This is a genomic window from Streptococcus oralis, from assembly GCF_001588645.1.
Classification (GTDB): Bacteria; Bacillota; Bacilli; order Lactobacillales; family Streptococcaceae; genus Streptococcus; species Streptococcus oralis_AB.
In genome coordinates this window covers 1-299 of the sequence record NZ_LAYF01000064.1, presented here as the reverse complement: position 1 = coordinate 299, position 299 = coordinate 1, and the positions used below count along the sequence as shown (strand labels likewise).

Here is a 299-nt window from a genome sequence, read left to right as displayed (position 1 = left end):
AGAAAGATTGCGGCTTTCTGCTCCGCCCGATTATACATGACAAAAGTCCCCGTATAGCCAGTATGATCCAGCCATTTCCCTTCTAAATTCCAAGCTAGACTGCGTGTCTTGCCCGGCTCTAGAGCAAAGTTTTGGCTCAATTTCTCTGCAAACTCATCCTGCAAATAATGCTCTAAAAAGATCTGCAAATCCTCAAGTCTTGAAAAAAGTCCAGCACTACCGGCATGATAGCCTAGGACACGCGCTTTGGGATCATGAACCACCCCTGCTTCAACGCCACGAACAGTTGGCACCGCAGA

The 299-nt window shown here is 47.8% G+C and carries 1 protein-coding gene; it reads right to left on the bottom strand.

Features of this window, described 5'->3' with window-relative positions; genetic code table 11:
- A partial coding sequence (locus A0739_RS09855; protein ID WP_155718989.1) for a serine hydrolase occupies nucleotides 1-299 on the bottom strand: 299 nt, incomplete at both ends.